This window comes from Microbispora catharanthi (assembly GCF_006334915.2).
Taxonomy (GTDB): Bacteria; Actinomycetota; Actinomycetes; order Streptosporangiales; family Streptosporangiaceae; genus Microbispora; species Microbispora catharanthi.
On the sequence record NZ_VDMA02000004.1, the window covers coordinates 25633 to 45496 of the forward strand.

24 protein-coding genes and 1 tRNA gene are annotated in these 19864 nt (G+C 66.6%); 8 read left to right on the forward strand and 17 right to left on the reverse strand.

Annotated features, from left to right (window positions below; translation table 11 throughout):
- Positions 1–31: 31 nt before the first annotated feature.
- Positions 32–532, forward strand: coding sequence for a SigE family RNA polymerase sigma factor (locus tag FH610_RS08410; protein WP_139573735.1), 501 nt, complete (start codon positions 32–34; stop codon positions 530–532).
- Between the two features lie 3 nt (positions 533–535).
- On the opposite strand, the gene FH610_RS08415 is transcribed toward FH610_RS08410, so the two are convergent.
- Together FH610_RS08415 and FH610_RS08420 are read right to left on the reverse strand one after the other, a co-directional pair.
- Positions 536–1555, reverse strand: a complete 1020-nt coding sequence (locus tag FH610_RS08415) for a thermonuclease family protein (protein WP_139573736.1) — start codon at positions 1553–1555, stop codon at positions 536–538.
- Between the two features lie 137 nt (positions 1556–1692).
- A complete protein-coding gene (locus tag FH610_RS08420; RefSeq protein ID WP_139573737.1) occupies positions 1693–2190 on the reverse strand; it encodes a MarR family winged helix-turn-helix transcriptional regulator in 498 nt (165 codons plus the stop codon).
- 98 nt (positions 2191–2288) lie between these two features.
- Here FH610_RS08420 and FH610_RS08425 point away from each other — a divergent pair, with 98 nt between their 5' ends.
- Complete coding sequence (locus FH610_RS08425) at positions 2289–2852, forward strand: YceI family protein (protein ID WP_041952791.1); 564 nt, start codon at positions 2289–2291, stop codon at positions 2850–2852.
- A 191-nt stretch (positions 2853–3043) separates the two neighbouring features.
- Positions 3044–3133: transfer RNA gene (locus tag FH610_RS08430), tRNA-Ser, on the forward strand.
- A 77-nt stretch (positions 3134–3210) separates the two neighbouring features.
- On the opposite strand, the gene FH610_RS08435 is transcribed toward FH610_RS08430, so the two are convergent.
- From FH610_RS08435 to FH610_RS42785, 3 genes are read right to left on the reverse strand one after another with little or no spacing between them, the layout of a single operon-like run.
- Positions 3211–3462, reverse strand: a complete 252-nt coding sequence (locus FH610_RS08435; RefSeq protein ID WP_240808840.1) for a tyrosine-type recombinase/integrase — start codon at positions 3460–3462, stop codon at positions 3211–3213.
- Positions 3420–4394: a replication initiator gene (locus tag FH610_RS45445; protein ID WP_338104523.1), complete on the reverse strand. Its 975-nt coding sequence runs from the start codon at positions 4392–4394 to the stop codon at positions 3420–3422. Before FH610_RS45445 ends, FH610_RS08435 begins: the two co-directional genes overlap by 43 nt.
- A complete protein-coding gene (locus FH610_RS42785) occupies positions 4391–4546 on the reverse strand; it encodes a hypothetical protein (RefSeq protein ID WP_161627947.1) in 156 nt (51 codons plus the stop codon). The genes FH610_RS45445 and FH610_RS42785 overlap by 4 nt, the downstream gene beginning before the upstream one ends.
- Before the next feature lie 78 nt (positions 4547–4624).
- On the opposite strand from FH610_RS42785, the gene FH610_RS08445 reads away from it, so the two are divergent.
- Positions 4625–5122 carry an Imm21 family immunity protein gene (locus FH610_RS08445; RefSeq protein WP_139573739.1) on the forward strand — a complete coding sequence of 166 codons (498 nt, stop codon included), beginning with the start codon at positions 4625–4627 and terminating at the stop codon, positions 5120–5122.
- Positions 5123–5130: 8 nt separating this feature from the next.
- On the opposite strand, the gene FH610_RS08450 is transcribed toward FH610_RS08445, so the two are convergent.
- The 10 genes from FH610_RS08450 to FH610_RS08500 form a co-directional block, all read right to left on the reverse strand.
- Positions 5131–5826, reverse strand: a complete 696-nt coding sequence (locus tag FH610_RS08450) for an FtsK/SpoIIIE domain-containing protein (RefSeq protein WP_420813672.1) — start codon at positions 5824–5826, stop codon at positions 5131–5133.
- 46 nt (positions 5827–5872) lie between these two features.
- Entirely contained in the window at positions 5873–6154 is a 282-nt protein-coding gene (locus FH610_RS08455; RefSeq protein ID WP_205825634.1) for a hypothetical protein, read from the reverse strand.
- A 190-nt stretch (positions 6155–6344) separates the two neighbouring features.
- Positions 6345–6911: a hypothetical protein gene (locus FH610_RS08460; RefSeq protein ID WP_139573740.1), complete on the reverse strand. Its 567-nt coding sequence runs from the start codon at positions 6909–6911 to the stop codon at positions 6345–6347.
- A 73-nt stretch (positions 6912–6984) separates the two neighbouring features.
- Positions 6985–7803, reverse strand: a complete 819-nt coding sequence (locus tag FH610_RS08465) for an integrase (RefSeq protein WP_139573741.1) — start codon at positions 7801–7803, stop codon at positions 6985–6987.
- Positions 7803–8645: a sigma factor-like helix-turn-helix DNA-binding protein gene (locus FH610_RS08470; RefSeq protein ID WP_240808842.1), complete on the reverse strand. Its 843-nt coding sequence runs from the start codon at positions 8643–8645 to the stop codon at positions 7803–7805. The genes FH610_RS08465 and FH610_RS08470 overlap by 1 nt, the downstream gene beginning before the upstream one ends.
- 146 nt (positions 8646–8791) lie before the next feature.
- A complete protein-coding gene (locus tag FH610_RS08475) occupies positions 8792–9067 on the reverse strand; it encodes a hypothetical protein (RefSeq protein WP_139573742.1) in 276 nt (91 codons plus the stop codon).
- A complete protein-coding gene (locus tag FH610_RS08480) occupies positions 9067–9483 on the reverse strand; it encodes an ATP-binding protein (RefSeq protein ID WP_161627949.1) in 417 nt (138 codons plus the stop codon). The genes FH610_RS08475 and FH610_RS08480 overlap by 1 nt, the downstream gene beginning before the upstream one ends.
- A 96-nt stretch (positions 9484–9579) precedes the next feature.
- Positions 9580–10422, reverse strand: a complete 843-nt coding sequence (locus tag FH610_RS08485) for a Scr1 family TA system antitoxin-like transcriptional regulator (protein ID WP_161627950.1) — start codon at positions 10420–10422, stop codon at positions 9580–9582.
- A 171-nt stretch (positions 10423–10593) separates the two neighbouring features.
- Positions 10594–12030: a hypothetical protein gene (locus tag FH610_RS08490; protein ID WP_139573745.1), complete on the reverse strand. Its 1437-nt coding sequence runs from the start codon at positions 12028–12030 to the stop codon at positions 10594–10596.
- Between the two features lie 1729 nt (positions 12031–13759).
- Entirely contained in the window at positions 13760–15394 is a 1635-nt protein-coding gene (locus FH610_RS08500; protein WP_139573747.1) for a WD40 repeat domain-containing protein, read from the reverse strand.
- A gap of 312 nt (positions 15395–15706) precedes the next feature.
- Here FH610_RS08500 and FH610_RS08505 point away from each other — a divergent pair, with 312 nt between their 5' ends.
- Positions 15707–16297, forward strand: coding sequence for a hypothetical protein (locus FH610_RS08505; RefSeq protein WP_139573748.1), 591 nt, complete (start codon positions 15707–15709; stop codon positions 16295–16297).
- Between the two features lie 25 nt (positions 16298–16322).
- On the opposite strand, the gene FH610_RS08510 is transcribed toward FH610_RS08505, so the two are convergent.
- Positions 16323–16718 carry an ester cyclase gene (locus FH610_RS08510; protein WP_139573749.1) on the reverse strand — a complete coding sequence of 132 codons (396 nt, stop codon included), beginning with the start codon at positions 16716–16718 and terminating at the stop codon, positions 16323–16325.
- A gap of 122 nt (positions 16719–16840) precedes the next feature.
- On the opposite strand from FH610_RS08510, the gene FH610_RS08515 reads away from it, so the two are divergent.
- Complete coding sequence (locus FH610_RS08515; protein ID WP_139573750.1) at positions 16841–17464, forward strand: TetR/AcrR family transcriptional regulator; 624 nt, start codon at positions 16841–16843, stop codon at positions 17462–17464.
- Positions 17465–17520: 56 nt separating this feature from the next.
- Here FH610_RS08515 and FH610_RS08520 read toward each other — a convergent pair whose 3' ends face one another.
- On the reverse strand, positions 17521–18054 hold the full coding sequence (locus FH610_RS08520) for a YbhB/YbcL family Raf kinase inhibitor-like protein (protein WP_041952786.1): 534 nt from the start codon (positions 18052–18054) through the stop codon (positions 17521–17523).
- A 150-nt stretch (positions 18055–18204) separates the two neighbouring features.
- Here FH610_RS08520 and FH610_RS08525 point away from each other — a divergent pair, with 150 nt between their 5' ends.
- Positions 18205–18906: a GntR family transcriptional regulator gene (locus FH610_RS08525; protein WP_139573751.1), complete on the forward strand. Its 702-nt coding sequence runs from the start codon at positions 18205–18207 to the stop codon at positions 18904–18906.
- A 168-nt stretch (positions 18907–19074) separates the two neighbouring features.
- A complete protein-coding gene (locus tag FH610_RS08530) occupies positions 19075–19848 on the forward strand; it encodes an SDR family NAD(P)-dependent oxidoreductase (protein ID WP_139573752.1) in 774 nt (257 codons plus the stop codon).
- The last annotated feature ends 16 nt before the right edge of the window (positions 19849–19864 follow it).

Genomic DNA, 19864 nt, shown 5'->3' on the forward strand with positions numbered 1-19864 from the left:
CGAGATGCCTCTCTGGCCGGGTTGGTGATCCCTGATCGTGAACCATGAGGAGTTCCGCACGTACGTCCAGTCTCGCGGGGCGGCCCTGCTCCGTGTGGCCAACCAGTTGACCGGCAACCCCAGCGACGCCGAGGACCTCCTGCAGACCGCCCTCGCGCGTACGTACCTCGCGTGGGACCGCATCCGCGACCGGTCGTCTCTCGACGGCTACGTGCGGAGGGCGATGGTGAACATCAACATCTCCTGGTGGCGGCGGCGCAAGCTGGAGGAATACCCCTCCGAGGAGATTCCCGACATACCGGTGCAGCAGGACGCGCGGCACCGGTACGACGAGCTGGAGCAGGCGCTCGACCGTCTCCCCGCCCGGCAGCGTACGGCGATCGTGCTGCGCTACTACGAGGACATGACCGAGCCCGAGATCGCCAGGACCCTCGGGATCAGCGTGGGCACGGTCAAGAGCTCGGTCTCGCGCGGCATGGCCAAGCTGCGCGGCGACCTGGTCGTGCCCGACGCCCGCAAGAGGGTCAACTGACTGTCACCTCTCGCAGACCACGCCGTCGTTGTCGCGGTCCTCGTACCACACGTACTCGGGGTCGGTCCCGCGGTAGTACGGGCCGTAGCCGTTGGCGTTCGCGTCCTCACAGGTGTCGTACTTGGGGTCGAGCGACCCGTTCGAAGCACTGGGGCTCGGGGCCGGGCTGGGCGTGGGGCTCGGGGAGGGCCGCACGGTGGCGACCGAGCCGGGAGTGGCCCCCTGCGGAATGGGCTCGAGAGAGTACGTCGTGCCGGGCGGGGCCGGGGACGCGTCCGCCGGCTCGATCGGCGCCGGAGTCGCGGCGCCGGTCCCGGACGGGACCTTGACGCTCTCACGCTTGTCGTACGTGTCGGCCGCCCAGCAGCCCGACCACAATCCCAGCTTGTCGGTCTGTGCGCGCACCTGCTCCCAGTACTGCCAATCGGTGTAGCTGCGCTCGGGGAAGGAGTTCACGGTCTGGGCCAGGCCGCTCCTGACCATGTCGCCGTTGACGTAGACGCCCGTGGGCGACCACAGGTAGATCAGGATGCGCCCCTGCTCGGGCACCTGCTCGGCGGCCCGGACGTAGGCCGGCTTGCCTGGCGGGAGCAAGGTCATCAACCGGGCGAACGCCTCCTCGGACCAGCAGGCGCCCTTGGCGGGGGCGTCCGCCTCCAGCAGGCCGATCCGAACGGTCCTGCCGCTCTCGGTGACGACATCGGCCGTGTCGCCGTCCAGGACCTTCTTGACGGTCACCTGGACGGCGTCCTTCGGCACGGACTTCGGTCGCGTCGTCTTGGCCGTCGTGGTCTTCGTCGTCTTGGGGGTGGCCTTGGGGGTGATCGTCTTGGTGACGGTGACCACCGGCTGCGGGCTCGGGCTCGTCGCGGCGGGCGTCTGCGTCTGTGTGGGCGTCGGGCTCGGGCTCGGGCTCGGGCTGGGTGAGGCCGCGGCCGCGGCGAACGCGGAGGTGGAAGCGGCGACGGGAACCGCGAGGACCGCGGTGGCGAGGACGGCGAGTGCGTGTGAGGGGAAACGCACGGGCGCTCCATGGGCTCGGGTACGGGGGACTGCGTCGGCTGTCGTGGAGCCGTTTCCTGAATTACGGAGTCCACCAGAAATCGATCGTTTACGCCAGTCCGTCCGGTCAGTTCCCTCTAATCCCGATTCCGGCGGGCTCAGCCCGTCTTCGCCCGAGGTGCCCTGCTCACCTCCCGTATGCCTGCGGTCGCGCAGGGCCGTACGACGTCGCGGATCACGCGCAGCGCCTGCAGGAAATCGGCGAGCTGGTTTTCGGTCAGCAGCCCGGTGAACCAGGTCTCGATGTCCTCGACGTGCTGGGGGAGCACCGCCCGCAACCGTTCCGCCCCCGCCTCGCTCAGCACGGCGTAAGAGGCGCGGCGGTCGCTGGCGCAGGCGTGCCGCTCGACGAGCCCGTCGCGTTCCAGACGGTCGACCACGCGGGTGATCCCGCTCGTGGACAGCGACGTCTGGGCGGCGAGGTCGCTCATCCGCAGCCGTCGTTCGGGCGAACGGGCAAGGCGGATCAGGGTCTCGAAGTCGACCTCGGAGAGTCCGGCGGCGGCCAGTGTCGGGCTGGTCTTGCTCGACAGCCCGGTGTAGACCTCCGCGAACAGGCCCATCGCCGTGAGCCGGGGGTCGTCGAATGGGTCCATGACCCAAGTCTACGGCACGATAGTTGACGCGAGGAATATTTCTCGGGTAGACATTTGCTTAGTGAGACATCCGCACAGCAACAATCTGGGGAGCAGCCATGAGCATCCGTGAGTGGGAGGGCCTGAAGGTCCCGACGGCCGGCGAGTTCGCGCTCGACAAGGCCCACACGCGCGTCGGCTTCGTCGTCAAGCACATGATGGTCAGCAAGGTCCGCGGCCACTTCGCCGACTACGAGGGCAAGATCGTCATCGCCGAGAACCCGCTCGAGTCCAGCGTGGACGTCGTCATCAAGGCGGGCACGATCGAGACCGGTGCGGCCGACCGCGACGGCCACCTGCGGAGCGACGACTTCCTGGGCGCCGACAAGTTCCCCGAGATCACCTTCCGCAGCAAGCGGGTGACCGACCTGTCGGGCAACGAGTTCACGCTCGTCGGCGACCTCACGGTCCGCGACGTGACCAAGGAGGTCAAGCTCAAGGTCGAGTTCAACGGCGCAGCCAACAACCCGTGGGGCCAGGAGATCTTCGGGTTCGGCGCGGAGACCGAGATCGACCGCGAGGAGTACGGTCTGACCTGGAACCAGGCCCTGGAGACCGGTGGCGTCCTCGTCGGCAAGAAGGTCAAGATCGAGATCGAGGGCGAGGCCGTCCGCCAGGCGTAGCCTGTGCCGACGCTGAGGCGGGTTATCCACACTGTGTGCACAGCCCTTGTCCACATCTTGTGGACAAGGGCTGTGCATCGATCCAAACGCCCCGCAGCGTGGATCCTCGGTGTGATCCAGTGCGGCACTCGGCAATCCGCTTTGCCGCCTTGGACGATCGCCGGTACGCTGTGCTGAGCAACGCGCTACCAGGAGGCTTCGCCTAGTCAGGTCTATGGCGCCGCACTGCTAATGCGGTTTGGGTCTTAAGCCCATCCGGGGTTCAAATCCCCGAGCCTCCGCAGTTCAAAGCCCCTCTCGCCGGTCTTCGGCGAGGGGGGCTTTTTGATCTCCACAGGGCCTCTAGTTGCAGTTGCTTTCAGTCTTCGCCCCACAGGGCAGCCCCCATGCGCTCGCTGGCGTCCTTCACCTGGGGACTGGCGATGTGGGTGTAACGCTCAGTGGTCGTCACCCGCGCGTGGCCGAGGATCTCTTGCACGACGCGGATGTGGACGCCCTGCTCGACGAGAAGCGTCCCGGCGGTGTGGCGGGCGTCGTGGAGGCGGGCTTCCCTGACCCCGGCCTGCTTCAGGAGCGCCTTCCACATCTTGTAGTCCTCGCTGCGCCCCATCGGCCGGCCCCGCCTGGTCGGGAAGAGCAGCTCGTGATCTTCCCAGAGTTCACCGGCCCCGCGCGTTCGGCATCCTGGCGCTTCTTGTGCTCGCGGAGGATCGGAAGCAGCTCGGGTGGGCATTGGAGGGTCAGCCGACTCCGGCCCTTGCGTTGCCGAAAGACGATGCCGCCGCCCGTACGCTTCGGGCACCGGTCGGCGTGGCCGGTGCAGTCCTTCGCGCATGTACGGGTCGGGCAGACATGGCCGCGCTTCGTGCAGCCTAGTGGACAGTCGGGATCGTGCTTGTGGACCCTGCACCGCGGCTTGCACGGCCAACGGTGCCACTCCTTGCCGCACTCGTGGGGGTCATCGCAGCCGTGCTTCCACGGTGACCGCTGCGCCTGGTACCAGGCTTTGATCACGCCGGTCTGCAGGTCGACGAAGGACCACCGGAGGCCGAGCGCTTCGCCCTGGCGGATGCCGAGGGCAAGGGCCACCGACCAACGGGCCGCGTTCCGGCGAGACTTGGCCGCCTCCAGGATCTTGCGCGCCTCGTTCCGCGTCAGCGGCTCCAGATCAGGATCGGCCGCGACCGGCGCGTCCACGTCGGCGTTGTCCGGGAGGTTCACGGGTTTGTGGTCGAGGTGCCAGCCCTCCCGGCACTGCGCCCTACGGAGTTGCCGGTTGCGCTTGGCACACGGCGGGCACTTGCTCTCCAAAGTGGCACCGCAGGGCACGTCGATCACCTCAACCTGCCGGGTGAGGATGTCCTGCCGCCGAAGCGGAACCGGCCGGATACACACGCCGTGCTGCTTGGCGATCTCCTCGACCACGTCCCGCCCGAGCGGTTGAGCCATCCGCACGGCGCGGGGAGTGGACCGGTCGTTGAGGCGAGCGGGGGAGATCGGCTGGTCTCCCCCGGCCTGGTGGGCGTCGGTGAGATCGATCAACTGTCCTCCTCTGCGGTCTCGGGGATGGTGAGGGCGGTCTGGTCGCATTCGTGGCACTCGACCAGGCCGCGGAGGGGGTCGAGCCACAGGACGTTGAGCGCGCCGCAGATGGAGCAGCGCAGGCCGTCGAGGAAGTGCGCTAGGCCAGTCATGCCGACCATCCGCCGTACTTGTCGTCCTCGCTGGCACGTGATCTCATCTGCGCACGACGGCCGGGGAGACTCACAAGGATGATTTGGGCGGAATCGGTCGGAGGGCCTTTGGCCCTCATAGAGACGAGTTCGGTGGGCGAGTGGACCGGCTACGAGGGGGATTACGAACGCGCCTGCGCCGTCGACTTTGTCGACGTGATTCCGTTCGGCGGAGACGCCCAGGCGCTCATCTTCGGAGACGAGCCGGCCGCAACTGCTTTCCTGCCTGAAATGGACACGTTCGTGCAGTGGATGTACGCCGATCCTGGAGTCGACGTCATTCGGGCGCTGGGGACGGTGACGGATGCTCGCTGGGAAACGGGGCCGATCTTTGAGATCTCCGGCCCACTGGTTCTCCTGGATGCAGCTCTGCCGGGAGCCGATGTAACTCTCGATCAACCCAGGCAAGACGGCTTCGGAGCAGAGGCGCTCAGCATCGACATCGCTCCGGGCCGGTATCAGGTTGAGTCGGCCGATGTGCAGCCTGACGAACACACGTGCTTCCGTCTGCACCGGTTCGTCAATGAGGGCGAGTGAAGGAAACATCAGCGGTCTCCCTCGATGCCGTACTCGGCGACCATCTGCCGAATGTCGACGTCGGAGACGTAGGCCGCCCGGACCCGGATGGGATCGGGCGAGGTTTCGAGACGGACGTAGCCGACGCCCGCGCCCAGCTCGGGGACGGGTGAGATGTGGTCGGCGAGTGCGCCCCGGTCGCGTGCGCCGTCGCTGAGGACCATGTCCACCTGTTCCGACTCGTCGAGACGGAGGGCGATTTTGTCGGGGAACAGGTTGCGGATGTTCATGACCTCCTTGCGGGGGTCCTGTAGCGCGGCCATGACCCCGACGCCGACCGCCCGGCCCTGTGTAGTGAGCGTGGCCAGGGCCGCCGTGATCCGCTGGCGAAGGCCCTTACCCGACTGGTACGCGGTCAGGAACGCCACCTCGTCGACGAGCACCAGGACGAACGGGTCATCGACGGTCGGTGTGTGTGAGCGCTGGAGGCCGGCGAACCGGTCGGCCCGCTCCTGCATCACGCACACGGCCTCGTCGAGCAGGTCGGCGCACTCTTTTGGATCGGCCGCGTACCTCGTGCCGAACATCGCCCGCCCGAAGGACAGTTCCATCCGCTTGGGATCGAGCGCCCAGACCTGGACCAGGCCCGCCCGCATAGCGGGGAGGAGGCTGCGGATGGTCGACCACAGCCACGAGCCTTTGCCGGCCCCGGTCGCGCCCGCGATGAGGACGTGAGTGCCGTGGACCTTGAGCCGGTACGGCGTGCCGTCCTCACTGGTGCACGTACGGCTTGACCTCCAACCCGTCGAACTCGGCCGGGGCCAGCGGCACCCCGGGCAGCGACGGCGGGACGACCGGCTGAACCTCCGACAGGATCTTCACGGTTACCGTCTTCTGCGCGGCTTTGAGCGAGGGGTCGGCGTCCATCACCGGGACCTGCCAGACCGGCAGGCCGGTGGCCTTGTCCTTGGCCGCGGTAACCTCGCCGACGACGTAGCAGCCGTGCGGGAACAGCAGCTCGAAGCTGATCGGGATGGGTCCTTGCAGCGCCATCGTTCACCACCTCCTTGTCCACCCCCCTAGACGGCGGCGGTCGATCCGTCACGAGAACTGTCTGGGGGGCTATGCGGAAGACAATAGCAAGCCACGAGAGGACTGTCTAGGGGGATTGACGGTGATCGCGTCTGTCTCCCAGCACGGCTCTTGATCAGGAGTTGCGATTCGATGCCTCGGCGATGGCGCTCTATTCCTCTCCGGCAAAGATCACCCTGAATTGCGGGCTGTCCAGCCACTCCAGGTCCAGATACGCCCCGCTATCCCTTGTAACGAGCGCCATCGCGCTCGCATGCGACAGCCGAGTAAAGGGCTGCGGCAGCCTGCGCAGCAGGTGGTCCAGCGCGTGGGGTTCTGGCCCGTACACCTCGCCAGGGTCCAGACCAGGCATGGCGAGACGCACACATCCATCAGCCGCGTAGGTCAGGGAGCCATTTCCGTTGACATTCCACTCCAGATGCCACACGCGAGCGCCGAGGCTCAGTCGCTCCAAGCCGGAGGGCTTGTAGGGAGAGAAGAGACCGCCCTCAAGATCGAGGAGCATGATCGAAGGGCCAGACTCGTCGATGAACATCCCGAAGCCCTCCACCTCAGATTCCTCAATCTTGAAGTGGGGCCCTGCGACCAAGGCGGCTACGTCATTGATGCTGATCGGTTCACCAAGCGACTGAACGACTGTCCAGGAGGTTCCGACATCAAGGTACTGGGCGGCATCAAGCATCCGCTCGTAGTGCAGGACAACATCTTCATGGGCCATGGGCGCATGATCACATCAGACGCCGACAAATCTGAAAATCGATCCTGAGTCCCGTGCAGCAGTCGTTAGGGCGTCAGAAGAGGCAGTACGCAGTCGTCGCATCATCATGGGGCTTGCTGCGTGGCCAGCGTTTCCCTTGGGGGTCGGAGCGCTCGGCTTCGCGTACCTGACGGATGAGCTCGGCCGGTCCGTCCTGCGTAAGGACGTCGAGGAGCTGTGCCCAAGTCATGAGGCCGTACCGGCTGATGGCGTCGGCGGCTCCGTCGGTGAGCAGGGCCGCGCCGTGTACCTGGTCGGTGGGGATGGTGCCGGTGAGGGCGTGGTCGGCGGCGAGGGGGTCGGTGGAGGCGACCCAGAAGCCGCCGTCGCGGTTGCGGTACTGGCCGAGGGTTTCGACGTACTCGCGGCGGGCTTCGGCATGCTCGGGTGTGCCGCCGAGGAGGCTGTCGAGCCGTGCGCGGTGGGGTGCGGCGACCTGTTCTAGCCGGTCGTCGCAGATCACTTCCGGCTCGGGTGTGCCGGTGTCGAGGATGAGGGTGGAGTCTCCGAGGACGAGCCAATCGAGGTGGTCGGCGGCCTGGCGGAGCATGATGACAGTGGCGGAGGGGGAGCCGCCGTGGGTCAGGTCGCAGGTGAAGTCGTGCAGTGAGGTGACGTGCTTGATGCCCTGGGCGAGGAGTTCGGGCAGGGGGCCGGCGCTTTGGGCCATCTCGGCGAGCAGGGTGGAGCCGAGGGTGTGGGAGTACCACCGCACGCTGTGCGAGCAGGCCGAGGTGACACCTGGGGGGATGCTGGCGCCGTCGAGCAGGACGATGGCGTCGGCGGTGGCGCCGGTGAAGTCTTCGTTGGGCCGGTCGGGGTAGGCGGGTTCGCTGGCGAAGGCGACGCGCATCAGGTGTCCTCGTGCCGGTAGAGCGGGCTGGCCAGTTCCGCCCGCACTGGTTCCCCGGTTTGCGGGTCGTATTCGACGCCGACCACGCAGGAGAAGCGGCGGTCGCCGACCTGCCCCCACAGGGTGGCGATCTCGTTGGCGAGTAGGTGGATGACGCCGAGGGAGCCGTTGGGGTGGATACCGGCGATGGCCAGGAACGAGCCCTCCCCGTCCGGGCGGGGCAACCGACCGAGGAAGGCCGAGTCGGTCGGCTGGGCGGGGTCGAGCTGGGAGCCGGAGCGGTAGTCAAGACCGGTGCGCGTGTCGACGAGCTTCCAGCCGATATCGTCGCGGTCCCAGCGGATGACTGGGTCGGCGTCGTACGCGGTGCGCACGGCCTCGGACATGCGGGGGCCGCAGATGACGAGCAGCCCCGGGCGGTTGAGGTCGATCTGCCCATCAACGGTGACGTTGTCGGTGGCCACGGTCAGACCGAAGGTCCGGGCGAGGTCTTCCAGGCGCTTGCCGGCGCGCATGTCGTCCAGGGCGACCATGGAGCGGCCGGTCGCGGCATCGTGCCGCAGCGGGGTCACCACGGTGACCGACCCAATGCCGAGGAACGCGCCTTCGGGGGCGGGGCCGGTGTGACGGATCTGGTGAATACGCCCACGCGACAGGCCGGCCTTCTCGGCGATCTGCGCATACGACATGCCCTGGGCGTGGAGTTCTTGGATGACGCGGCGTCGGAGCCGGGCCAGTTCGGTGACTTCCTGCTGGGCGGCGTTGAGTCGTTCGGTGGCGACCCGGAGCAGCAGATAGGGATCGTCGATCGCGGCGATTTTGTCCAGGTCGCTCGGTGGCACGGTTCCTCCTCAGTGGTGCACAGCCGAGTCTAGGCCCCTAGACGAAATGCCGTCTATCCCTCTTGACAGTACGGTTTTGAGGGGTTTGCCGCTCTTTGGATCCACGGCCCGGATCGCTGAGCGCCGGTTGGGGACACCGCGCGGGCTCATCGCGCCATTCCCGTCAGCAGGGCCGCCCAGACCTCACGCGCCCGGGCGATGGGCCAGCGGTGGGTCTCGCGGATCTCGGGTGCGTCCTCGTTCTGGAGGGTGCGCCGGATGAACCCCTGTCCACCCGCCTGGCACAGCTCATAGACCGTGGCCAGGCAGTCGCAGGTCCAGGCGAGCACGCGCACTCGCGCTCCGTCCGAGGGGCCGAACCAGGCCAGCTTCTTGCCCCCGGGTTGCCGGCGATCGGGGACGTGCGGGCTTACGCAGCTCATCACCGGCACGTCGCCTGTGCGGCGGCGGTGATGGGGTCGACCTTGAGCAGCGCCCAGACGGTACGACCAGCCTGGTTGCCGTACACGCCCCAGTTGTCGGCCAGGGAGGCGACCAGCAGCAGGCCGCGGCCGCCCTCGTCGTCGCTGGGCCGGACGAGCCGGGGGAGGCCGGGGCCGCCTTCGTCGGCGACGCCGAGCCAGACCTGATCGGGTTCGGCCTGGATGCTGACGATGAACTTGCCGCCGAACCTGGCCGAGGCGGTGTGCCGGACGGCGTTGGTCGCCAGTTCGCTCACGATGAGTTCGGCCGACTCGACGACCGGCCAGGCACCGAGGGTTGCGGTGATGAAGCGGCGGGCTTCGGTGACTGAGGCGGGACGGCCGAGGAAGTGCCGGGACAGGCGCCATGGGGGCATGGAACACGCTCCGTCGTATAGGGGGCTAGACATGCCTTCGACGTGAGCGTATGACCAACGCTAGAACTATCTCAAGGAATGCGACGCATAAATGCGTCAGTCGTCGAGCTGTTTCGCCAGCTCCCGGAAGTCCGACGCGATCTCGCCCAGCAGCGCCCGCAGGTCGTCCCCGTACACGGCGGCACCCGCGAATGCCTCGAACGCCTCTTCGTGAGCGCCGATCTCGGCCGGCTCGGTCAGCGTGAGGTCACCGGTCAGGCTCTCCACCACGCTCACGGACCCGTCGAAGATGGTGAACCCGTGCAGCGGGAAGGCCGGTGCCTCTGTCTTCCACGGCACGACGCCAAGCCGGACATGCGGCAACGTCGACACCTGGGCCAACCGATCGAGCTGGGCCAGCATCAACGACGGCGACCCCGGCCAGGTACGCACCGCACCCTCAGTCAGCACGAACGCGAACCGCCGGCCCTCCTCAAACAGCACCGCTTGCGCATCGACCCGCACGGCCGCCGCCTTGGCTGCATCGTCCTCATCGGCATCCCGACCGACCGCCACCGCCAGCCGTGCGTACTCCGCCGTCTGCAACAGGGCCGGGATCATCGCCGAAGAGAAGACCGCCACCCACTTCGACGAGCGCACCCGCGCAGCATTAGCCGCCTCCCGGCCGGCAAGTCCATTCCTCAGCCGCGACACCTCGTCACGCAGCCGCACGAGCAAGGTGTCCAACTCCCGTCGCGCGTCCCGGTCGAGCTGTAAGGCCGCGGAGACCCGCTCAACCGTTTCCGGCGTAGGCAGCAGCCGCCCGGTCTCCATCCGCGAGATCGTCGGCTGCGCCACCCCAGCTCGCTGCGCCAGCTCCTTACCCGTCAGCCCCGCATCCTTGCGAAGCCGCCGCAGCAGCTCACCCAACTCCCGCAACCGATCCCGCCGCTCCTTCACAGGGAGGGTTCTATCACCTCCTGTATGAAGTCGAAGCCATACCGTGGGGTGGGCGAAAGCTCCCCGACTGCCGTACGTCCTGCATAGGCGGCGGGTGGCCCGATGAGATGCCTGTCCCAGCGGCGACGTGCTAACGGCGCTCAACTGAAAACCAGATGCGAATCGGAGTGATCAATTGCTCAAGGTGGCCTTGATTGCTTCAAAGATGAAATTCCCGGCGACTCCCATGCTTAGATTGCCTGCGACACTCACCACTACCCCGAGAGCTTTCTTCACTCTTGACTCTGGAACTTGCGACTCATTGATTGCGCTTCGTAGTTCTTCTAGTGCATCTATAAGTGCTTTGGGATCGGTTGCCTCTGAGAACCGGTGTCGCTCTGCGTCGAGTAATGCAACGGTTGCGGCAGCCAGATCTGCAAGGCTTACTGATTGACCGTTGTTGATCGTGTTGCCGACCCCTCCGATGTTCGACCCGCTGACGGGAGCGTTGAAAATCATAAAGTTATAGGTCATTGTGTCCCTGCTTGGAGGAATTGCTTCCGGGTACATCGGGTATAGGTGTGTACGCGCCCACGCTTCCCCAAGGGGACTAAGTCTAATTTGGCGCTCTCTCTTTGTGGTGTGAGAAACGCGCAAGAGGCTCCGAACTCTAGGCAACGTGTCCAGACGTCTGCGTCCCGTCTTTCGGCCGTGTAGGAGGAAGCCGCTAGCGATGCAAGCACGTATGGCGTGCTCAATATTCTTATCAGAATGACTACGCTGTCGCAGTGTCTTGGTGAGGGCTGATTCCTTGCTCCATGTTGTCGGTGCAAGTAAGAGTAGATCGGATATGGCGTCGGCATACTCGGTCGCTTCCTTGGGTGCAGTTATACGAGAATCAGGATCTATGCGTAATGCAAAGTCATCTGGGTGTAGCGTGAATACGTCTCTCCCCATGCACCAGATATCGACGGCGTCTTCTTTGCCTTTGGTGTGCAGGACTAGTATCGGAAAAGTGTCTGGCTCAGGCAGCTCTGGAAGATCCGGGGTGTAAGGCGGGTCAAACAAACGCCTTTGTGGGGCAGGTCCAGGATGGCGACCATCACCTGCGCTCTGCTGTCGATTCCATTCCTGGAGTTCGCGATTGAACCGGGCTTCCTCGTCCCTCTCACGTGCTGCGTGCTCTTCTAGCCTTCTTTTGTAGTCGCTCTCTAGATATTCTCTGCGCTCTCGAATGCGCCTAGTATGCTTTAGATATTCAGATTCTGGGCAAACCCAGTCGCCGACCCGGAGATCACTGATAGCCACGCGCCTTGAGTTTCCCTGTGGTCGAGCGAACAGTGTGTCTGGTCTTTTGAATGCAAGGCCGCTCTGCTCGGCATCTCGCTGAAGAAGCTCCATGCCATCTGAGAACTTCACAGCCGCCAAAAAAATAAGAGGTAGTGCCAAGAGTGGCCAATTCGCCCCGATTGTCGTCTTGGCCCACCAAATTAGGATGGCCGAAATCCCTAATATGCCCAGGCCAAATCGAGTTCTGCGCCATAGAAGTCGTTCCGGGGTGGCCGAGGGAACCGCGGCAGCGATAACGGCTGGGCTAACCCTTACGTCGTCGACCCTTCTAGCTTCCACGTCCGAGATTATGTCCGGTGCGAGAGCGTTCCTGTAAGAGCATCGACTCCACTGCCGAATCGTCCTTGTAGGGATCAAGGGCGGCGCTGCGCGCCGCCTCGCGGCCCTTCGCCCGCTCGCCGGCCGGGCATGCGGCCTGGGGGCCGGTCCCGGCCGGCGGCGGCTCGGACCTCGAAAGTCTCGGAAGAAGTCCGCGTGACGATAGCCAACGTAGTTGGACGCGACTATGGTCATGGCCATGGATGCCGGTGACATCATCGCGGCGCTGGCTCTAGCCCTCAGCATCATCGCGCTTGCATGGCAAGCTTGGTCATGGCACTCAGAGGGCCCGCGTATAAACGTCGCGTTTAGGCATGCCTACAATGGAGTTTGGATATGGAGCGACGAGCCAACCCCCGAGCAGAAGGCTCGCAACGAAGCTGAGCGGAAGTGGCGGGACCACTACTTCATAGAGGTTACCAACAGGGGAAGGGCCTCCGTTGATATTGAGGCCGTAAGGATCGGTACTGATCAGACCACTAGAGTAGACGTCATACCACGAGTGGTGACTGACCGATCCAGTGAGCCCCCACCCACTCGCTTAGAAGCGGGCTCAACGAAGCGATGGCTGATTCCCATCGACAATGTTGCCTCGGATATCGTCGACGAGTTACAACTTCGATATCTGATTGAAGATGGGCGCCGAATACCTAGAGGAAGCTTGCGTGCTTACATCTCTCTTGGAAATGGTAAGCAGGTGCGATCCGATACCCTCCATCGGCAGGATCATCTCGGGATACGCATCATGATGCGTCTATCCATGGCTTGGACTGTCTTAGTTCACGCGCGATCGAAGTAGAAACACCGCCTCCGGCGGGGGCGCTTCGGCTCCGGGATGGTGGGAGCTAGGGAGCGCGGGCCGTAGATGGCTGAGGTAGGAGCCGCGCATCCCTTCTGCCATCGACCCAGGCACAGCCCAGCAAACCGACTCCTTCGGCTCAAGCCCGTCTGTGACCCTTGGCGTCCAATTGCCGAGGAACGGCGACCGGCTAAGGTACACGCGAAGACGGGCTTGCCCCTCCGTCGCCGGCCCGCTGCCGCTTCGCGGTGGGTCGACGGCATACGGGATGCGCGGAAGGGCGAGGCGTGCGCGTCCGCGCAGGTCAGGAGTCCGCTTTAGTTGCAGTTTTAGTTGCAGTTCCCCGCCGTCCCAGGCCGTTCCAGGTGGACCGTCGAGCGGTGTTGGTCCAGGTGGAACGGATCGGGACGGCCAAGAGCCGAGCTGCTAATGCGGTTTGGGTCTTAAGCCCATCCGGGGTTCAAATCCCCGAGCCTCCGCAGTTCAAAGCCCCTCTCGCTGACTTCAGCGAGAGGGGCTTTTTGATCTCTCAGGGGCCTCTGGTTGCAGTTGCTCTCAGCCTGCGTCCCGCAGGCGCTTTCAGTCCTCGCCCCACAGGGCAGCCCCCATGCGCTCGCTGGCGTCCTTCACCTGGGGACTGGCGATGTGGGTGTAGCGCTCTGTCGTCGTGACGCGGGCGTGGCCGAGGATCTCTTGCACGACGCGGGTGTCAAGCAGCTCGGGCGGCCCGAAGGGTCAGCACGACTGCGGCCCTTGCGTTGCCGAAAGACGGCGACCAAAGATCGCTAGGGCCAGGCCGGGCTCTGAGCGCGGACACCATGGCGGACAGCCGAGAGTGCTTGACTATCGGTGACGGCGATTCGGATCGCCGTCACCCGGTCGTCGGGATGTTCAAGCGGTCGGCTGGAGGACGGTGACCACGTGGCTGGTGTTCGCCGGCTCGATGACCGAGTTCCCGACCAGCCTGACGGTGTAGGTGTGTTGGCCGGACGTGGTCGGCGTATCGGTGAAGCCGAACGACCCGTCGGCGGCGGGAGCCACTTTTGCCAGGGCTTTCGAGGTGACGGTGCCATCCGGGCTGACGACCTTGCGTACGACGACGATCGTCGTTGGCGGGAAGACGACGCCGTCGGCGCCGAAGGTTCCGCTGAATTCGAGTCGCTCGCCGACGACGCCTGTCGCCGGTCCGTTCACGGTGAGCACCGGCTGATACAAGGCCACTGTGACGGTCGCGGAGGCGCCGCGACCTCGGAACCATGAGTTGCCCGGCCAGAACACCTGATAGGCGAACGTCCCGCTGGACGGTGGGGTGTCGGTGAACTCATAGGTCCCGTCCGCCGCCGTGGTGATTTCCTGGTAGGGCCTGGAGGTGCCGTCGGGGAGCCAGCGGTACAGCTCGAGCGTCTGTACGCCGGGCAGCGACCCGGTGCTCAGCGTGAGCCGTCCGCTGAAGGTCACCTGCTTGAGCGCGGTCGCCTCGGAGGGCGCCGTCAAGGTCAGCGTGGAGGAGTGGTAGGGCGAAGGCGGCAGCCGCCAGAGGTGCATGCGACCGGTGTCGGGCTCCTGCAGCACTGCCCAGGTGAGTGTGCCGTAGAAGGCGATGCTGCCCGCCACCAACGCCTTCCCCTGGTGGTCGGCCTCGTAGATAACCTCTGCCGTGGTCGCGTCGTACACCACGAGCTTCGCCGAGTCACCCGCAGAGGAGTTCCAGCCGCCCACGACATAGGCGCCGTCCGGACTGGCCGCGACAGCGGTGGGGACACCGTGCTCGCTCGACCCGCTGCCGTTGTAGGCACGTGCCTGCGTCAGGGTCGTCGTGTCCCAGGCGTCGAACTGGTGGGTGTCGGCCAACGCCGACAGCGCGGTCGACCTGTCCTCGGTGATAGCGAGATCCCGCAGGGGCGGCAGCCCGTTCGCGTCTCCGCGGATCTCGCCGCGCGGGGTGGCCGGGGTGGTGCTGATGTCGTACACCCTGACCGTGGCGGGGCTGACTCCCGGCTCCCCGGCCACCAGCGTGTCCCCGGCGACGGCGACCAGCGGAGGCTGGGTCGTGCCCGGCCCGACCCGGACGGGGGTCGGTGTCGTCTCCGACAGGACGAGGCCGACGACACCTCCCTCCCCCGGTTCGCCGCACCCGTATCCGATCCACAGCCGGCTGTGGGACTGCGTCAGAGTCGACGGGCATGGGTACGCGGTGAGGTCGATGCGCCGGGTGATGGTGACCGTAGCGGTGTCGATCTCGATCACTTCGTTCGAATCGCGCAGCGCCGCGTACACCTTCCTGCTGCTGTCCGGCGCGGCCAGGGCCACAGCGCCGGACAGGCCGCTGATCGTGCTGATGGGCTGTCCGTCGAGGGACGCGACCACGATCCGGTCGTCGGCGGCGACGAAGACCTTACTGCCGCGCGCTACCACGTCTCCGCCTCTCTTGGCGACGACACCGAGGTCGGTGACGATCCCGGCGGCCGCGGCGGCGGGCGCCTGAGCGACGAGCAGGCCCGACGTCAGGAGCAGGGATCCGGCCAAGGCGAGTAATCGGTGGGAAAGAGGAGCACGGCCAGAGGTTGAGGGGCGCACATGCACTCCGTTCTGGATGACAGGGGAGAAGCGAGCACCCTGACATGACTAAGGGACTCGCTTCTGCTGACGATCTCCGTGAATCGAACATATATTCGCATAGTGCGGCATTGTCGTCCAGGGCACCTTCGGTGTCGTGATTCGAAGGGCGGACCCGTCCCTCGGCCGTCACCTATGGCATGACACACCCGACGGCGGCCAAGACCGCTCTGCCGGCCGACGAGGCGACACGCCCCAGCGACCGCGCAATAGCATCCGAGCGTGGACACGCCGTCTGATCTCGACCGCGCGTTGGAGGCTCTCTACGCGGCCTTCTCTCGGTATCCGCTTCCAGCCAAGACCGACGTGTGTGACCACTGCGTGTCCGATGAGCGGGTTCGCGCGGCGCGTGCCGCACCCCTCCGCATGCTCACCGCATCCGCACTGGAGCCCTACGCCTGGAATGCCCTGTACACATGGGGAGACGTCGAAGAGTTCAAGCACTATCTGCCCCGGTTACTGGAGCTGCTCATCCTCGAAGAGCTCGACGGCCTTCACTCCCGCTCCTTGATGCTGCACGTCGGCGTCAGATGGCAAAGCTGGAGAAAGATCGAGCGGGAAGCCGTCATCGGCACAGTCGGCGCATGGTGGCGACACACCCTCGCTCCTGGACAACTGGATCAGGGGAACGGCACCCGCGGCGATCCTGGAGCGCGCATTCTTCTCCGCGAGCTCATCAGAAGTGGCCCAGGAACTCTCCGACGCACTCGAGACCCACCGCATCTGGAGCCGGCACTGAACCGCGATCCACAGCGCCTCCAACGGGGGGCTCCGGCTCCGGGGCGGCGCCGAGCTGGAGAGCACGGGCCGTGAGTGGCTGCGGGAGGAGCCGATCAGATCAAGAGCCCGCTCTAGCGGTCACATCCTCGGGGCTGGCTGCGGGCGGGAATCCCGTGCTGGCCCCCCACATCTCCGCGAACCGGCCGTCGTCGATGCGGAAGATCTCGAACAGCATGGGCTGCGCGTCGCCGTCCGGGGCCGTGATCCCCTCGACGGTCGAGCGGACGGCGGCCTTGTCGCCGTCGACCAGGATGTCCTGGGCGACGACACGTACGCCGGGAAACCGGGCGACGAGCGCGCGCCAGGCGTCTTTGCCCGCTTCGAACCCCGGTGTGCCGAGCGGATGGCTGAAGAAGCCGGGGGTGTGCAGGTCGGCGGCCTGGTCGAATTGCCGGCTGTTGAAGCACTCCTGCATCCGCCGCACCAGGGCGGTCGCGTCCTCGCGTGTGGTCATCGGCGTGGTCTCCTCGTGGTCGGCGGATCGGGTCATGATGAGCGGCGCGAGCTCTAACCGGTGCGCCGCCCCGGTTGTGGCCATACTATTCGGTGCGGCGCCCCGGTTATGCTGATATCGACATGTCCAGCCAGCCACCTCAGCCGGCCCCGGCGAACCCGGCGGCAGCTCACGGGAGCGACCGGGAGCTGCGGGCCGACGCGCGCCGCAATCGCGAGCGTGTCCTGCGAACCGCGCAGCAGTTGTTCGCGACGGAGGGTCTCGGTGTCTCGCTCGATGAGATCGCCCGCCGCGCGGGCGTCGGCCCCGGCACCGTGCACAGGCACTTCCCGACGAAGGAAGCGCTCTATCTCGCCGTCGCGACCGACCAGCTCAGGCAACTGGTGGCGGAAGCACAAGCACTTGCCGCCACCGGCGATCCCTCGGCCCTGTTCACGCTGCTGTCCGCGATGATGGCCAGCGGCGCCGAGAACGTAGCGGTGAAGAGCGCACTGGTGGCGGCGGAGTTCGACCTGCGCACCGCCGCCCCGGACGTCGCGGCAGATCTCACGCGCCATGTCGCGGACCTGCTGGATCGCGCACACGCGGCCGGCGCCGTGCGCCCCGACCTCACCGTCGACGAGGTGATGGCGCTGGTCGCCGGCGCCTTCGCCGCGATCCGCCACGCCGGCGCGGAAACCAGCCGCGAGCGCTCCGCGCACATCGCCCAGCTCATCCTCGACGGGCTACGGCCCCAGCCCCGGTGAGCAGCACCGAGGGAAGCGGTTCTTCCATTCCGTGCTGTCGATGAGCCCGGACTTGCTCAGGCGGGGGTTTCGGCGGTCGCGGTCAGGACCGCGCGGCCGAGGGTGTGGCCGGCCATGGTGAAGCCGAGGAGGGCCGGGGTGGCGTCGGCGGGGACGCCGATGGACTCGACATCGAGGGCGTGCACCACGACGAAGTAGCGGTGCGGGCCGTGTCCCGCCGGCGGCGCGGCGCCGATGAAGCGGGCCGCGCGGACGTCGTTGGGCAGTTGGAAGGCGCCCTCGGGCAGGCCCGAGCCCGTGTCGTCGCCGGCGCCCTCGGGCAGCTCGGTGACGGCGGCGGGGATGTCGGCGACCGCCCAGTGCCAGAAGCCGGACCCGGTGGGGGCATCGGGGTCGTAGACGGTGACGGCGTAGCTCTTGGTGCCTTCGGGGGCGCCGCTCCAGGACAGCTGCGGGGAGATGTCCTTCCCGCCGGGGACGCCGGAGGAGAACTGCTCGGGCGGCCAGGCGGCGCCGTCGGTGACGGTGGTGCTGGTGACGGTGAAGGAAGCCGCCTCGGGGAGGCGGGCGAAGGGGTCGTTGGCGGTCATCGCGTCGTTCCTTTCCGGTCGTGCTGTGAGGTGACGGTGATGCGGCCGACGGAGAGCCCGCGGTCCGCGAAGAGGCATGTCGGCGTCTTCCGTCGCAATCGACCATAACACGGATAATCGATTATTTGTCGAATCGTCTATGCTGACCGCATGACTCGGACGGCCCACCCCCTGACCTCCCCGGGCAAGCAGATGCTCTCCGAACAGGTCTACGCACACCTGCGGGACGCGATCATGCGCGGGGACCACGCCCCTGGTGACGCTCTCAAACCGCAGGACATCGCCAAGGAGCAGGGCGTGAGTCTGGCCGTCGTGCGCGAGGCGCTCGTACGGCTCGTCGGCGAGGGCCTCGCCGACCGGCTGCCCAACCGCGGCTTCGCCGTCCCGGCCTTCTCCGATCGCCGCTGGCAGGAGATCGCGGAGGCCCGCCGGACCATCGAACCGGTCGTGCTGCGCATGTCCATCGAGCGTGGTGACGTCGACTGGGAGGCCCGCGTGCGAGCCGCCCACCACCGGCTGGCCCGCACCCCGGCGTTCGTGCCGGAGGATGGCGAGTACTACAGCAGCGCATGGTCCGAGGCCCACCGGGTCTTCCACCGCACCCTGCTGGAGGGCTGCGGCAACCCGGTCCTGCTGGAGACCTTCGACCGGATGTGGACCGCGAGCGAGTTGGCTCGCCGCTGGGCGGCGCAGCGCGATCCCGATCGGGACGCCGTCGGCGAGCACCGCCGGCTGGAGGAGGCGGCGCTGGCCCGCGACGCCGACACCGCGGCCGAGGTGCTGGCCCGGCACCTCACCCTGACCGCGGCCGCACTGACCGGCTCTTCCCGGCAGGCGAAGGAAGTCTTGTAGGCCTCGCGGGCTGTCGCACACCGGTCGTCCGCGCGAGCCACAGCGACTGGGCGGCCATCGAGATCATTTTTCTCATCACGGCGCGAACAGTAATGATGATCTATATATGGGTCATCCGGGTATGTCGTTCGCCGGCCACGTAGATCTCGATCCACGAAAGGGGCGGATGTGGGCTCTTCGTACGTTGTCACCGGGGGTGGCCGCGGCGTCGGACGCGCGCTCGTCGAACGACTCCTTCAAGGCGCCGACAGCGTCGTCGTGATCGAATTCGACCCGTCGGCGCTCGAGTGGACCCGCACCCACCCGGCCGGTTCCCGGGTCATCGCGGTGGCCGGTGATGCCGCCGACGAGGCCGTCGCGGAGCGGGCCGCCGACCTGGCGCAGGCGGCGGGCCCGCTCGCCGGCTGGGTCAACAACGCCGCCGTGTTCCGCGAGGCCTCACTGGACTCCCCGTCGGCGCGCGAGGTCCTGGATCTGATCGGGGCGAACTTCAACCCGGCGGTCGTCGGATGCATGACCGCGATCCGCCGCTTCCTGGGCGCCGGTGCGGGCGGGGCGATCGTCAACGTCTCCTCCCACCAGGCGCAGCGCCCGGTGCGCGGCTCCTTGCCGTACGCGACGGCCAAGGCCGCCGTCGAAGGACTCACCCGTGCGCTCGCCGTCGACTACGGACCGCGCGGCGTCCGGGTCAACGCCGTCGCCCTCGGCTCGATCAGCACCGCACGCTATGAGGCGTTCCTCCGCGGCCAGGAGCCCATGGCGGCCGCACGCGTCGAGAACGAGATGAGCCTGCTGCACCCGGTCGGCAGGGTGGGACGCCCGGAGGAAGTGGCCGCCACCGTCGCCTACCTGCTGTCCGATGAGGCGAGCTTCATCAACGGCGCGACCGTTCCGGTCGACGGAGGCCGGTCGATACTCGGACGCGACCCCGAAGAAGCCTGAAACCCGGCTTATCCGC

Coding starts and splice junctions, on each gene's coding strand:
- FH610_RS08420 (WP_139573737.1), bottom strand. CDS start 2,190: ATGGACCCATTCGACGACCCCCGGCTCACGGCGATGGGCCTGTTCGCG.
- FH610_RS08425 (WP_041952791.1), top strand. CDS start 2,289: ATGAGCATCCGTGAGTGGGAGGGCCTGAAGGTCCCGACGGCCGGCGAG.
- FH610_RS08435 (WP_240808840.1), bottom strand. CDS start 3,462: ATGGGGCGCAGCGAGGACTACAAGATGTGGAAGGCGCTCCTGAAGCAG.
- FH610_RS42785 (WP_161627947.1), bottom strand. CDS start 4,546: ATGACTGGCCTAGCGCACTTCCTCGACGGCCTGCGCTGCTCCATCTGC.
- FH610_RS08445 (WP_139573739.1), top strand. CDS start 4,625: ATGATTTGGGCGGAATCGGTCGGAGGGCCTTTGGCCCTCATAGAGACG.
- FH610_RS08455 (WP_205825634.1), bottom strand. CDS start 6,154: ATGGCGCTGCAAGGACCCATCCCGATCAGCTTCGAGCTGCTGTTCCCG.
- FH610_RS08460 (WP_139573740.1), bottom strand. CDS start 6,911: ATGGCCCATGAAGATGTTGTCCTGCACTACGAGCGGATGCTTGATGCC.
- FH610_RS08465 (WP_139573741.1), bottom strand. CDS start 7,803: ATGCGCGTCGCCTTCGCCAGCGAACCCGCCTACCCCGACCGGCCCAAC.
- FH610_RS08475 (WP_139573742.1), bottom strand. CDS start 9,067: ATGAGCTGCGTAAGCCCGCACGTCCCCGATCGCCGGCAACCCGGGGGC.
- FH610_RS08480 (WP_161627949.1), bottom strand. CDS start 9,483: ATGCCCCCATGGCGCCTGTCCCGGCACTTCCTCGGCCGTCCCGCCTCA.
- FH610_RS08510 (WP_139573749.1), bottom strand. CDS start 16,718: ATGACCACACGCGAGGACGCGACCGCCCTGGTGCGGCGGATGCAGGAG.
- FH610_RS08515 (WP_139573750.1), top strand. CDS start 16,841: ATGTCCAGCCAGCCACCTCAGCCGGCCCCGGCGAACCCGGCGGCAGCT.
- FH610_RS08520 (WP_041952786.1), bottom strand. CDS start 18,054: ATGACCGCCAACGACCCCTTCGCCCGCCTCCCCGAGGCGGCTTCCTTC.
- FH610_RS08525 (WP_139573751.1), top strand. CDS start 18,205: ATGACTCGGACGGCCCACCCCCTGACCTCCCCGGGCAAGCAGATGCTC.